This window comes from Streptococcus orisratti DSM 15617 (assembly GCF_000380105.1).
GTDB classification, from domain to species: domain Bacteria; phylum Bacillota; class Bacilli; order Lactobacillales; family Streptococcaceae; genus Streptococcus; species Streptococcus orisratti.
This window is the reverse complement of sequence record NZ_KB904468.1, coordinates 1-13,164: the sequence shown is the minus strand read 5'-3', so window position 1 is coordinate 13,164 and position 13,164 is coordinate 1. Positions and strand designations below refer to the sequence as shown.

General features: G+C 38.5%; 9 protein-coding genes, 1 pseudogene and 3 riboswitches. Of the genes and pseudogenes, 2 read left to right on the top strand and 8 right to left on the bottom strand.

Translation table 11 applies throughout. The features are described from left to right. Positions 1–40 precede the first annotated feature (40 nt). The 8 genes and pseudogenes from A3I7_RS0105870 to pdxS all read right to left on the bottom strand — a co-directional run bounded on the left by A3I7_RS0105870 (position 41) and on the right by pdxS (position 9,019). A complete protein-coding gene (locus tag A3I7_RS0105870; protein WP_018375856.1) occupies positions 41–1,321 on the bottom strand; it encodes an O-acetylhomoserine aminocarboxypropyltransferase/cysteine synthase family protein in 1,281 nt (426 codons plus the stop codon). 169 nt (positions 1,322–1,490) lie between these two features. Next, entirely contained in the window at positions 1,491–2,123 is a 633-nt protein-coding gene (gene thiE, locus A3I7_RS0105865) for a thiamine phosphate synthase (RefSeq protein WP_018375855.1), read from the bottom strand. Further along, positions 2,120–2,914: a hydroxyethylthiazole kinase gene (gene thiM / locus A3I7_RS0105860; RefSeq protein ID WP_018375854.1), complete on the bottom strand. Its 795-nt coding sequence runs from the start codon at positions 2,912–2,914 to the stop codon at positions 2,120–2,122. The genes thiE and thiM overlap by 4 nt, the downstream gene beginning before the upstream one ends. Continuing rightward, positions 2,915–3,712, bottom strand: a pseudogene (thiD, locus tag A3I7_RS13150) (bifunctional hydroxymethylpyrimidine kinase/phosphomethylpyrimidine kinase). A gap of 88 nt (positions 3,713–3,800) precedes the next feature. Further along, positions 3,801–4,391 carry a thiaminase II gene (gene tenA / locus A3I7_RS13145; RefSeq protein ID WP_018375851.1) on the bottom strand — a complete coding sequence of 197 codons (591 nt, stop codon included), beginning with the start codon at positions 4,389–4,391 and terminating at the stop codon, positions 3,801–3,803. A 441-nt stretch (positions 4,392–4,832) separates the two neighbouring features. After that, a riboswitch (TPP riboswitch) is annotated at positions 4,833–4,922 on the bottom strand. 240 nt (positions 4,923–5,162) lie between these two features. Continuing rightward, positions 5,163–7,484, bottom strand: coding sequence for a DNA helicase PcrA (pcrA, locus tag A3I7_RS0105845; protein WP_018375850.1), 2,322 nt, complete (start codon positions 7,482–7,484; stop codon positions 5,163–5,165). Positions 7,485–7,555: 71 nt separating this feature from the next. Beyond that, a complete protein-coding gene (gene pdxT / locus A3I7_RS0105840; protein ID WP_018375849.1) occupies positions 7,556–8,131 on the bottom strand; it encodes a pyridoxal 5'-phosphate synthase glutaminase subunit PdxT in 576 nt (191 codons plus the stop codon). Between the two features lie 12 nt (positions 8,132–8,143). Next, complete coding sequence (pdxS, locus tag A3I7_RS0105835; RefSeq protein ID WP_018375848.1) at positions 8,144–9,019, bottom strand: pyridoxal 5'-phosphate synthase lyase subunit PdxS; 876 nt, start codon at positions 9,017–9,019, stop codon at positions 8,144–8,146. 177 nt (positions 9,020–9,196) lie between these two features. Between pdxS and pdxR the strand changes: the two genes are divergently transcribed. Next, entirely contained in the window at positions 9,197–10,606 is a 1,410-nt protein-coding gene (gene pdxR / locus A3I7_RS0105830) for a MocR-like pyridoxine biosynthesis transcription factor PdxR (RefSeq protein ID WP_018375847.1), read from the top strand. A 95-nt stretch (positions 10,607–10,701) separates the two neighbouring features. Continuing rightward, positions 10,702–10,781, top strand: a riboswitch (glycine riboswitch). Further along, positions 10,782–10,906, top strand: a riboswitch (glycine riboswitch). Positions 10,907–11,186: 280 nt separating this feature from the next. Further along, entirely contained in the window at positions 11,187–12,515 is a 1,329-nt protein-coding gene (locus A3I7_RS0105825) for an alanine/glycine:cation symporter family protein (protein WP_018375846.1), read from the top strand. Positions 12,516–13,164 lie beyond the last annotated feature (649 nt).

The following is a 13,164-nucleotide window of genomic DNA, read 5'->3' as shown; positions in this document are numbered from 1 at the left end:
AAAACTCAACCTTTTTCTAGGTTGAGTCACTTCGCTTATCTTAGATTTTCTCCAAAGCTAAGCGTAAATCTTCAATCAAGTCGTCTGCATTTTCGAGACCAACAGAAATACGAATTTGGTTTGGTGTGACACCACAAGCCAACAAGTCTTCTTCTGACAATTGTTGGTGTGTAGTCGTTGCAGGATGAACGACTAATGATTTAGCATCAGCAACATTGGCCAAATCTGAAAATATTTCAAGGTTATCAATAACATTACGTGCCTCATCTTGCCCTCCTTTGACATGGAAAGTAAAGATGGAACCAGCACCTTTTGGTAGATACTTTTGAGCTAATTCATAGTATGGACTTGAAGGCAGACTTGGATAATTGACCTTTTCAACTTTAGGGTGTTTTTCTAAGAAATCAACGATTTTTTTAGTGTTTTCGACGTGACGCTCAATGCGCAATGATAAGGTCTCCAGACCTTGCAAAAGTAAAAAGGCATTAAATGGTGACAAGGCTGCACCAGTATCACGAAGAAGCTGTACACGAAGGGCTGTGATAAAAGCAGCCGGACCAATATCTCGAGTATAACTGATATTATGATAAGACGGATCTTCGTCAACAAATTGGGGGAATTTTCCAGAAGCTGCCCAATCAAACTTACCAGAATCTACAATAACACCTGCAATCGTTGTCCCATGACCACCGATAAATTTCGTTGCAGAATGAACCGAAATATCTACACCGTGTGAAAAAACATTGATGAGGTAGGGTGTCCCAAAAGTATTGTCAGCTACCAGAGGAATCTTATGAGCATGTGCAATATCAGCAATTTTTTCAATGTCTGGTATGTTAATCAAAGGATTACCAAGAGTTTCAATAAAAACTAGCTTAGTATTATCTTGAATTGCTGACTCAATTTCATCAAGTTTATCAACGTCTACAAATGTTGTTGTAATACCATAACGTGGTAAGGTTTCTTTCAGAAGATTAAAGGTACCACCATAAAGAGTTGTAGCAGCAACCACATGATCGCCAGCATGTGCTAAACCAAGTACAGTATAGGTAATAGCAGCCATCCCTGAAGCCGTTGCCAAAGCACCCACACCTTTTTCAAGAGCTGCAATGCGATCTTCAAAGACTGCAACTGTCGGATTTCCAATACGAGTGTAGATGTTCCCTGTTTTCTTCAAACCAAAAAGGTCTTCTCCTTCTTGGGCATTGTCAAAAACGTATGAGGTTGTTTGATAAATAGGTACCGCACGTGACTTTGTCGTCGGGTCAACAGTTTGCCCAGCGTGTAGTTGAAGGGTTTCAAAACTCAATTCTCTTGCCATGATTGACTCCTTGTCGTAAAATTTTGACAACATTCTAATTAGTATCATCTTTTAAATTGTCTTTATTGTACTCTATTATTTTTACTTACGCCAATAGTTTTTATCTATCATAGTGATAAATAATATCTATAATAGATTGAGAATATGTTTATCCTGCTCCCCTAAACATTCATTTCGAAAACGATAGAAGTTCTTTGACAGCATATTGCACATTATCTGACTGTGCGATGACCGAAATAATGGCGATGCCATCGGTACCATTATGATAAAGATCTGCTACGTTATTCACTCCAATACCTCCAATCGCGACAATTGGAATATCTGGAGCGTACTGTCGTATGTCACGCAAACCTTTCACCCCGATGGCTCTGCCAACATCATCTTTAGAATTGGTTGGGAAGATTGGTCCTACACCTATATAATCCACTTCATCAACTGCTGACTCTTGGTACTCTCTTATTGAATCAACAGATAAACCTATAATTTTGTCAGGAAATAATTCTCTTGCCTTTGTAATTGACAGATCCTCTTGGCCTAAATGAACACCATCTGCATCAAGAGTCAAGGCTAAAGAAACGTCATCGTTAACGATAAATGGGACATGGTAATGATGACAAAGTTCCTTTACTTTCCTAGCTAATTCTATTTTTTTATATCCTTGTAGAGCAGTTTCTCCTTTTTCACGAAATTGAAAACAAGTCACACCTGATTTCAAAGCCTTCTCAAGAATATCTAGAAATTTCCCTGAAGCGCAGTTCGCAGTACCACACACAAAGTATACTTTTAGAATATCTTTGTTCATGAATAGTCCTCAACTTTTTTCAATTGCTCAAGATCATCATGACAGACCTGATGTAAAGCATCTAAAAATGCTATCTGATAAGTTCCAGGCATGTGACCATCTGTTTTTTGAGCCGCCAGCTCACCAGCAATATTATAGACTGAAAGTGCTTCCTCTAGGCAATTTAACAAATCATCTTCCTTAACTAATCCAATAAAGGCAGCTAGAACAGCACCCAATAGGCAACCTGTGCCTGTCACCAGGGGCATTTGCGAATTACCATTGTATAGTAATTTAACATATCCATTAACAGCGATAGCATCGATTTTCCCAGTAACCACGACTGGTATTTGAAAATATTGACTTGCTGCCAATGCAAGTTCTCCGATATTATCTACAGACGATGAATCTACTCCTTTACTTGCGACCTTTTGACCAATCAGGGCTGCGATTTCACTAGCATTTCCTCTCAACAATGAAATCTTATGGTGTTCTAAGAGGTCAAGTGCAACATTTTTACGAAATTGCCCAACACCAGCTGCTACAGGATCTAAAACCGTCCGAATATCATATCTCTCCGCAATGTCCAAGGCATCCTTATAAAGTTGCCAATTTCTCTCATTTAGTGTCCCGATATTGACCAGCAAAGCACTGGCCTGCGGTAAAAAATCTTCTAAATCATCCTGATATTCACTCATAGCAGGTGAAGCACCCAAGGCTAAAAGACCATTAGCTGTAAAATTTTTTACCACATTATTGGTAAGACATATAGTTAGAGGTTGTTCTTGTTTTAGTTTTTCGAGATAAGTCATCTATTCTCCTTTATAGGTTATGTGATTAACAGGTCCATTTCCATGCCCCAATTCAGGTGCAGTTCTAATGGCTTCTGTGATAAAACGTTTTGCGGTTGCAACCGCTTTTTCAATGGGATGCCCCTTTGCTAACTCTGCTGTAATGACCGCAGCATAAGTGCAACCTGTTCCGTGAGTGTGCCTAGTCGGAATACGATCAGAATGAAATGTCAAAATATCACCATTTTCTAAGAAAAGAACATCGGTCGCCTCACCTTCCAGGTGCCCTCCTTTTATCACGACATTTTTAACGCCAAATTGTGTTTGAATAGTTCTACCAGCTTGGTAAATAGAAGCTTCATCAGGTATTTTTGCTCCACAAAGTACTTCAGCTTCTGGTAAATTAGGAGTGATAATCATTGCAAGAGGTAAAAGTTTTTCTTTAAGAGACTGCACCGCGTCCTGACTAATCAGCTGATCACCGCTAGTCGCTACCATAACAGGATCTAAGACATAGGGACTGTCATTATTCTTCAAATACCAACTGATACGTTCAATTGTTTCTATTTCTGCTAACATCCCTGTTTTAATTGCATGGGGCTTAATATCCGAAAAAACACTTTTAAGCTGAGCCTCCAGGATAGACTGTTCCAGATGACAGATGGCTTGTACACCTTGTGTGTTTTGTGCTACAACACTCGTAATAAACTACATTCCGTACACCCCACGCGCTTGAAAACTTTTCAAATCTGCCATAATTCCAGCACCACCACTAGGATCTGTACCCGCAATACTTAAAGCAACTTGTAATTTAGACATTTCGTACCTCCTTAGGCCATTCTTCCTGATTTACAGCCATTTGAAAAAATAGACGCTCATGTTGGCAACTTTCTAAAAAAAACACGAATCACTTTTTTCTCTCTTTATCTGTCAAATGTTGACTATACTTCTCTAGCAAATCAAAATAGACACTCAAGCAATCTTCAGCAATAGTATTGTTTGCATAGAAATCAAACCATTTTTTAAACGAATTATCAGCAGTAATTTTTCCACCACCCAATACTCGTTTTGCGACTTGCTGATATATCCACGGACATGCAAGCATTGCAGCTAAAATATAAACCAACTGATTGCAGTTTAGATGATAATACAAATGCTTAATGTAATGATCTGCACTTGGATAGCAATCTTTGTCCATTACAATTTCATGATAATCTTTTCCAACCACCTGTGCCAAATACCTATGCGCTTCAATTTCATGCTCAAAGATAAATTCAATTTGATTCAAAAAGAATTTTTTAGTTGTTTTATCTGATACTTTGGCAAAAAGCTGAGCATAAATATCTGAAAATTTTTCAAGATAGATAGCATCTGCTTTCAGATAATGTGAAATAGCTTCAAAAGATAGCGTATCTGTAACCATCCCTTGAATAAAATCGTCTTCTATGATCTTCTTAATAAAAACATTACTATAAATTTTACATTCATCGGTAATCATTACTATCCTCCTTTATCATCGGCATCCCTTTTTAATGATAAATAGCTAAACGTTTAATTGTAGATTGAATCCACTACTTTTGAAATCATCTAACTAAGTTGCCTTGACCTACTCCCAAAATATACAAAGCCAGTTCAATCTTGGATGCTTCTATACAATCACTCGTTAAAAATAAAAAGTAAAATAATACATATTCGTTCTTCCAAAAAGCCTCTGGTTTTCCTTTTTTTACAAAGTAGCTAAAAATGTGACTGGGGTGCAGAAAGATAAATGAGTGAACTGACAAAGCTGGCTATTTCTTTAAGTATTATGGCTCTTCAAAAAATAATAAAAAACACCATCTGAAAACTCAAATAGTGCGTTTTTATTTAAAGCTACTGAAAAAAACTTTTGTCGTCACAAAAGAAACATCTTTCAAAGATTTAAGCGCAACAAAAATACCTCGTTGCTCACACATTTCCCTTCGCCAGTTCTAACTGTATCAGGTTCAATGGGTATAATCTCAGCTTTTACGCACCCCAAATGCTTTATTTAATTACAAACCAACTATACCATAATCACTTTTATTCTGCAACAATTTTCAGAAAATTTTTTGCTAACTTGTCCACTTTATCCGCTAGAAAATCTTATCAGATATAAAAAGAGCTAGAACACATGTGTCCAGCTTTCTTATATTTTCAGAGTCTCAATTAAAAGGCATAGAGAGAAAGTAAGGATATAGAGGTGGCTTACCTAAATCAAATCACTTCACATGACACCATTTTTTTAATGTTATGATTTTTTCTCAATCGGAGCTAGACTTGCTAGAAGTTTTTTAAGTCCCACCTCAGGGAAATTAATTTTTAATTCTTGAGTCTTTCCTGTCCCACTAACTGCCAGAACTGTGCCATCACCCCACTTTTTATGATGGGCGATATCTCCAATTTGCCAGTCAACCGACGCTTTTTGAAGGCTATTTTGGCCAAAAGGTTGTCCTCCAGAGTTTTTTGAAAATGGCTGAACTTTGGACTTAGATGACGTTGTATAGTCTGGTTGTACCTGAGCTTTTCTGGCTTGCAGTGCTTGTTGCAAGCTCATCCCCTGACCAAATTGTCTTGCTCCGCTATTAGCATATGTTGCACTGAAAGATGTATTTGCAGGCCGCGCCAATCCTTGATACTGCAATAGTTCAGTGGAAATTTCATTGAGGAAGCGGGTTGGACGATTGTAGTTTGTCTTTCCATACAGAATACGACTGTTAGCATTTGTCAAAAAGAGAATTTCCTCCGCTCGAGTAATTCCGACATAGGCCAGACGCCGTTCTTCTTCCAATTCATCCTGATCTTCAGAAGCGCGTGATAATGGGAAAACTCCTTCCTCCATTCCAATCAAAAAGACAACTGGAAATTCTAGACCTTTGGCAGCATGAAGAGTCATCAAAGTAACTTCAGCTGTCTCTTGGTCGCCATCATCCGTATCGGCAATCAAAGCCAAATCATTCAAGAAGCGCCCCAATTTATCCAATCCACTTTCATCAGATGCTCCATCTGTATTGTTGTCATCAAAGTTCTTGGTAACAGATAGAAATTCTTCAATATTTTCAATTCGAGCCTGACTCTCTAAGGTATTTTGAATCTGTAGTGCCTCCAAATAACCCGATTGATCTAAAACCTCTTCCACCAACTGTGTTACAGTCAGGTTATCTAACCTATCTCTAAGCTTGAGGACAAAGATAGCAAAGTCTCCAATAGCTTGAGCAGCTTTACCTTTGATTGGTGACAGCATGATATTTTCTGAGGCATCTAAAAGGCTCATTTGGCGGTCATAGGCAAAGAGACGGATTTTTTCCAAGGTTCCCGGTCCAACCCCACGTTTAGGCTCATTAATAATGCGCTCATAGGAAATATTATCTGAAGTATTGGCAATCAAATTGAGATAAGAAATAACATCACGAATTTCCTTGCGGCTGTAAAACTTAGTCCCGCCAACCATAGTGTAGGGAATATTTGACTTTAACAAGGCCTCCTCAATAGTCCGCGACTGGGCATTGGTCCGATAAAGGACAGCAAAGTCCTTGAAGTTTTTACCCGTTTCACGAACTAAGTTATCAATAGTAGAGGCCACAAAAATGGCTTCATCGCGCTCATCATTAGCACGATAATAGACAATTTGTTCTCCGTCAGCATTCTGTGTCCAGAGTTTCTTGTCTCGTCGATTGCGGTTATTTTGGATAACATCATTGGCAGCTTGCAGAATTTTCTTGGTTGATCGATAATTTTCCTCTAGCAAAACAACTTTAGCCTCTGGGTAATCTTTTTCAAAATCCAAAATATTCTGCATATCCGCACCACGCCAACCGTAAATAGATTGATCCGCATCTCCTACCACACAGATGTTTTTAAAGCGGGAAGCCAAGAGTTTAACCAGCTGATATTGGGCATGATTGGTATCTTGATACTCATCCACATGAATGTACTGATAACGTTGCTGATAATAAGCTAGAACATCAGGATTTTGATCAAAAAGACGCAAGGTCATCATAATCAAATCATCAAAGTCCATGGCTTCCGAACGGCGTAATTCTTCTTGATAGACCTTGTAGCACTTGGATACAATTTGGGTATACATATCACCTGCTTGATGGTCATAAGCCACTTCGTCTAAAAGATCATTTTTGGCATTAGAAATGGTTCCCAAAATTGAGCGCTCATTCCATTTCTTTGGATCAAGATTAAGATTTTTCAGAATGCGTTTCATGAGCGTGCGCTGCTCGCCAGGATCAATAATGGTAAAATTGCGGTTGTAGCCAATATGGTCTGCTTCACGACGCAAAATGCGAACACACATACTGTGAAAGGTTGCAATTAGCGTATCAGCTGTTGCAGGATTGAGAGCCATGGCACGTTCTCTCATTTCACGCGCAGCTTTATTGGTAAAGGTGATGGCTAAAATATTCCAAGGATTAACAAATTTTTCATCAATTAGGTAAGCGATTCGGTGAGTCAACACACGTGTCTTACCAGAACCGGCACCAGCCATAATCAAAAGCGGTCCTTCTGTTGTCTGTACCGCTTCTGCTTGCTTATCATTCATACCATTTAATAAAGGATTCATTTTTTCTCCCTTTCAGTTCAATTCGAATCGGCTTTAAAATTATACCATTTTTCAAACTAAAAGGGGAATTTCTATGATGTTTTTTGCTGACACATCTCAACAAAATAGCGATGAACATCCAAAGAATCAGTTACTTCAGGATGAAAAGCTAATCCAATTTGTTTACCACAACGAACCCCGACAATTTTTCCTTCAACCTTAGCTAATACCTCTACTTGTTCAGCAATTTTCTCGATGTAGGGAGCTCGAATAAAGGTGAGAGGAATATTACCGATTCCTTTGAATTCGCTTTGCACGGCAAATGATCCTAGTTGACGTCCATAGGCATTACGTTTGACTGTAACGGGTAATGTCGCCAGATGTTGTTGGTCATCATTAGATAAATGCTCTGCCAATAATATTAAACCAGCACATATTCCCATAACTGGTAAACCAGACACTATTTTTTCTCTCAAAATTTCTAATAAACCTAATTCTCTCAACAACTTCCCTTGGACTGTTGATTCTCCACCCGGGATAATAAGCCCGTCCATTTCATTTTCCAAATCTGAAAGCTGCCTAATTTCAAAAGAAGGGATACCTAAGCGAGCTAAGCACTTCTCATGTTCAATAAAAGCACCCTGTAGTGCTAAAACTCCAATTTTCATCCTTACCCCCGTTTAAATACCTCTTTCAGCCATTAAAAGTTCAATTTCACCTTCGTTTATACCAACCATTGCTTCACCTAAGTTTTCTGACAAGCCTGCAATCAATTTTGCATCTCTGAAATTTGTTACAGCTTGAACAATAGCAGCTGCACGTTTAGCTGGATTTCCAGACTTGAAAATTCCTGAACCAACAAAGACGCCTTCTGCACCTAGTTGCATCATCAAGGCTGCATCAGCGGGTGTAGCAACACCTCCAGCCGCGAAATTAACAACTGGCAATTTATGGTTGTCATGGACATATTTCACCAAATCGTATGATACCTGCAAATCTTTTGCTGCTTGATACAATTCATCTTCTGATAACGATGATAAACGATTGATTTCTTGGTTTAGCTTTCGCATATGACGAACTGCTTGCACAATGTCACCTGTTCCTGGCTCCCCTTTAGTCCTTATCATGCTAGCTCCCTCTTGAATGCGACGAAGAGCTTCCCCTAAATCTTTAGCTCCACAAACAAAAGGAACATCAAACTGATTTTTATCAATATGAAAAACATCATCAGCAGGAGATAACACTTCACTTTCGTCAATATAATCAATGTTAATGGCCTGTAAAATTTGTGCTTCAACAAAATGACCTATTCGTACCTTTGCCATAACTGGTATTGAAACAGCATCTTGGATTCCCTTAATCATCGCTGGGTCGCTCATTCGCGACACTCCACCAGCTGCACGAATATCTGCTGGAATGCGCTCCAAAGCCATGACAGCACATGCTCCCGCTTCTTCAGCAATACGAGCCTGTTCTGGCGTTGTAACATCCATAATGACCCCACCTTTAAGCATCTGCGCCAGTTGCTTGTTCAAATCAAAACGTTGGTTTACCATAAAATCCTCCTAAAAATCAGCAGATATCATTCCTCTCAGTAAATTATACTTTTTATAGTTTTACCTCTGTGAATTATCTACCTAATATTTACTTTTTATTTAAGATTTATTATAATTAAAACTGACTTGATTTAAATAATCATTTTAAAACTTTTTTGTAAGGTCAGATTGTTAACTATGCTTACTTATTCACTACACACCTCCTCCAAAATTCCTTTATATGAGCAACTCTATCAAGCTATAAAAACTGATATTTTAGAAGGAAAACTCAAAGCCAACGAAAAACTTCCTTCAAAGCGCAATTTTTCAAAACATCTCGGAATTTCAGTGGTCACTATTGAGACGAGCTACCAACAACTTCAAGCCGAAGGATTGATTTACAGTCTCCCCAAAAAAGGCTTCTTTGTAGCACAAATTCAAGTACAAAGGGTTAAGTCTGAAAAAAGGATAAGATTAGTTTCAGATTTAAAGATAAGGTCAGAAAATCCCAAAACAAAATTCAATCTGGGTTCTAACCAAATTAATCCAGAAACCTTTCCATTTGCGACATGGTCAAAATTACTACGTTCAGTACTTAATGATAATCAAGAACAACTTGTAGAACCTTCTCCTAGTCAGGGAGTTCTGGAACTTCGACAAGCCATCGCCTCACACCTCAATGCTTACAGAGGTATGGCTGTCGATCCGCAGCAAATTGTCATAGGCGCTGGAACAGACTATCTCTACCTTCTTCTTATCCAGCTTTTGGGGCCAGAAAAGACCGTGGCTATTGAAAATCCTGGATATCCCAAAATTAAGAAAATCTATGAACAATTTAAAGTTAGCTATCAGTTTCTGCCTGTCCAGAAAGATGGGATTGATTTGGCTAGTCTAAATAAAAGCACAGCAGACATTGTTCACATCTCTCCATCACATCAATTTCCAACGGGAGCAATTTTACCAATCAGCAAACGCTATGAACTTCTTGCTTGGGCAAGCCAAAAGAAAAATCGTTTCATTATTGAAGATGATTTTGATAGTGAATTTCGTTTTGGTGGCAAGCCGCTACCTAGCCTCCAAGAAATTGATCATTCTGATAGGGTCATCTATATCAACACATTCAGTAAAAGCCTTGTTTCGACACTTCGGATTAGTTATATGATTTTACCTCCTCAACCCTTACCTCTTTTCCAAGAAAGACTTGACTTGTATTCTAATACCGTGTCTAATCTGGAGCAATATACTCTGGCAAAATTTATTAAAGACGGTTACTTCGAAAAACACCTCAATCGAATGCGACTATATTACCAAAGGAAACGAGATGAGGTCCTCAAAAACTTCAAAGAAAGTTCCTTGTCAGAGCACATTTCAATCATAAATAGCTCATCTGGACTTCACTTTATCATAGAAATGAAAACGACAATTCCCGAACACACTATTTGCCAAAGAGCACTAGAGCAAGACCTCTCACTAATACCTGTTTCTTACTTCTATCATGAGGAAAATACCTTCTGGTCAAATTGTTTCATTGTCAATTATAGCAACATCAAATCAGTGGATATTACCAATATTATCAGTATTCTGGAAAATATTCTTCAAGAGAAATGAAAAATTAGCAAATTACACAAACATTTATCAGAAACTCTATTGACAAAGTTCGTTTTTTCATATAATATAAAACCACAATCAAATACAAAACCGAATGATGTCATTCAGGAGAAGAAAGCTAGGCTTTCGCCGAAGGAGTTGCACTCTCAGGTGTCGTAAGACGGGACTGGTTGACTGACGGACTTCTGGAGAGACCTTTTTGTCATCCCAGCATTGCTGCGATGACAAAAAAGGCGCCGAAGGGGCAAGGGGGCTTTTATTCCCACCCAATCTCTCAGGCAAAAGGACAGAAGATAAGAAACTCCCTATCTCTTATTCATAGATGATATTATTTTTGAGTAGAGTTTAGACCTTATCTTGTTAATCAAAAGGTTGGATGAAAAATCCAAACCTTACTTTTCAGAGTTCGTTTTAACGTCTCAGCATGATAGTTGAAGAGTAGATTTATTCGTGTTATACACTATAATTCTGACCATATCAACTGTGCAGCGACAAAAAACGAACTCTTTTTCTCTCTTTAATTCTTTTTCAGTTCTATTGTTTGACTTCCTAGGTTTTAAAAAAGGAGAATGACTTTTTTATGTTGAAATTTTTCACAATCCTTGACAATATTGTCTGGGGAGCACCTCTGCTTATTTTGTTAGTTGGTACAGGAATTTACTTGACGGCTCGACTTGGTTTGCTACAGGTCATCCGATTACCAAAAGCTTTCAAACTTATTTTTGCCGACGATAAGGGGAGCGGAGATATTTCAAGTTTTGCTGCCCTTGCAACTGCCCTTGCTGCAACAGTAGGTACTGGTAATATCGTTGGGGTTGCCACAGCAATCAAATCTGGTGGTCCAGGAGCTCTTTTTTGGATGTGGATTGCTGCTTTCTTTGGAATGGCAACTAAATATGCAGAAGGCTTACTCGCCATCAAATATCGCACCAAAGATGACAATGGTGAGATTTCTGGCGGTCCAATGTATTATATCCTTCACGGCATGGGTAAAAAATGGAAACCCTTAGCAGTTTTCTTTGCTGTTGCAGGAATCCTTGTTGCTTATTTTGGTATTGGTACTTTTTCGCAAGTCAATTCCATCACTTCTTCACTTGAGAATAGTTTCAATCTTTCTCCAAAACTTGTAAGTATTGTAATTGCCATCGTTGTTGCGATTATTATCTTCGGTGGTATTCAGTCTATTTCGAAAGTATCTGAAAAAGTTGTCCCTTTTATGGCAATCATTTATATCATCGCTACTCTTGCTGTTATTCTTTTGAATGCTAACCAAATCATCCCTGCCTTTAGTCAAATCTTTGCGGGTGCTTTCACAGGTACTGCTGCTATTGGTGGCTTTGCGGGTGCTGTTGTCAAAGATGCCATTCAAAAAGGGATTGCACGTGGCGTCTTCTCTAATGAATCTGGTTTAGGGTCAGCTCCTATTGCTGCTGCCGCTGCTAAGACAGAAGAACCTGTCGAACAAGGTCTCATCTCTATGACCGGTACTTTCATTGATACCATCATTATTTGTACATTAACCGGCCTTTCAATCATTGTTACAGGAAAATGGACTGTTGAGGGCTTAGAAGGAGCTCCACTCACACAAGCAGCCTTCTCCTCTGTATTTGGAAATCCTGGTTCGTTTGCTTTAACTTTCTGTCTGGTTCTTTTTGCCTTTACAACAATCCTAGGTTGGTCTTATTATGGTGAGCGTTGCTTTGAATTTCTCTTCGGTACAACGCACATTAAGCTTTACCGCACTATCTTCGTTCTCATGGTCGCACTTGGTGGTTTCTTAAAATTAGAACTCATCTGGGTTATTGCTGACATCGTCAACGGTCTTATGGCCATCCCAAACCTTATTGCTCTTTTGGCACTGTCGCCGATTATCATCAAGGAAACACGTCATTATTTTAATAAACGCTAACATAATGCTGCTGGGACAAACTGCCCAGCGCTTTCTATTTTATACTCAATGAAAATCAAAAGTAGCCTAGGAAACGAGGCCGACGATAGAACTTGAGTTCATCAAGGCAAGTTGACAACGGATAATTTTGATTTTCGAAGAGTATTAATCTCTATTAATGCTAACTTTTAACAATCAATTCACACTTTTTCACATAGCTGATCACCCTATGTTTGAAATATAATCAATCACTTGCTGCACTGAAAAGAAAAGCAGACACAAAACCTGAATTTTTTTGCCGTGTCACTATTTTATGGATTAGCTTCCATCAATACCGATTAGGATAAATTCTCAAAGTAAGCTCCAGTTCCCGTCCTTCCAGAAGTTACTTTGAGAAAACTGCAATACCTATTAGGGTAAATTCTCAAAGTAAGTTCTAGTTCCCGTCCTTCCAGAAATTACTCTGAGAAAACTGCATAAAACCAACAGAACTTAGTCTCGGACTAAGTTCTGTTTTTGCCTAAAATGCGGCTTCAAGGGTGTTTTAGGCTTGAAATTGTTGAAAAAAAGGGTACACTAAAGTTACTGGCTCTGAGATGTCTCAAAGTAAGTTCTAGTTATCTGGAATTTGGGATGGGACAAGTTCCTTTCTATTTTGAAATTATTTTTT

Coding starts and splice junctions, on each gene's coding strand:
- A3I7_RS0105870 (WP_018375856.1), bottom strand. CDS start 1,321: ATGGCAAGAGAATTGAGTTTTGAAACCCTTCAACTACACGCTGGGCAA.
- thiE (WP_018375855.1), bottom strand. CDS start 2,123: ATGAACAAAGATATTCTAAAAGTATACTTTGTGTGTGGTACTGCGAAC.
- thiM (WP_018375854.1), bottom strand. CDS start 2,914: ATGACTTATCTCGAAAAACTAAAACAAGAACAACCTCTAACTATATGT.
- tenA (WP_018375851.1), bottom strand. CDS start 4,391: ATGATTACCGATGAATGTAAAATTTATAGTAATGTTTTTATTAAGAAG.
- pcrA (WP_018375850.1), bottom strand. CDS start 7,484: ATGAATCCTTTATTAAATGGTATGAATGATAAGCAAGCAGAAGCGGTA.
- pdxT (WP_018375849.1), bottom strand. CDS start 8,131: ATGAAAATTGGAGTTTTAGCACTACAGGGTGCTTTTATTGAACATGAG.
- pdxS (WP_018375848.1), bottom strand. CDS start 9,019: ATGGTAAACCAACGTTTTGATTTGAACAAGCAACTGGCGCAGATGCTT.
- pdxR (WP_018375847.1), top strand. CDS start 9,197: ATGCTTACTTATTCACTACACACCTCCTCCAAAATTCCTTTATATGAG.
- A3I7_RS0105825 (WP_018375846.1), top strand. CDS start 11,187: ATGTTGAAATTTTTCACAATCCTTGACAATATTGTCTGGGGAGCACCT.